Source organism: Microbacterium sp. B24 (genome assembly GCF_000333415.1).
Lineage (GTDB): Bacteria > Actinomycetota > Actinomycetes > Actinomycetales > Microbacteriaceae > Microbacterium.
Window position 1 is genome coordinate 1 of record NZ_BADB01000235.1, and the last position, 325, is coordinate 325.

Genomic DNA, 325 nt, shown 5'->3' on the forward strand with positions numbered 1-325 from the left:
ATTCGAGCTCGGTCCCGGGGATCCTCTAGAGTCCGCTCACTCGGGAACCGGGCCCTTCGACAGGCTCAGGGACCCAGAAACGTCGCGAGGGAGCGATGAAGACCTGGCCGATGCCGTCCGTCGCACTCTTCGGGTGCCAGCACTCGCCCAGCGTCGCGGCGGCGCGGGACGAGCCCCAGCCAACCGACACACGGACGACGGGGAGCTCGTGGCCCAGCTCGGCGAAGAGGGGGCGGAGCTGCTCGACGGCGGCGACGAGCCACTGCTCGCGCGTAGCGAAGTGCTGTGCGAAGAGTGATGCGTCACGGCTCGGTCGAGCGGGAGC

Annotated in this window: 1 protein-coding gene; it reads right to left on the reverse strand. The window is 69.8% G+C overall.

Features of this window, described 5'->3' with window-relative positions:
- Window positions 1–25: 25 nt before the first annotated feature.
- The coding region (locus I5I_RS17270; RefSeq protein WP_036317763.1) for a hypothetical protein at window positions 26–325 on the reverse strand (300 nt) is incomplete at its 5' end.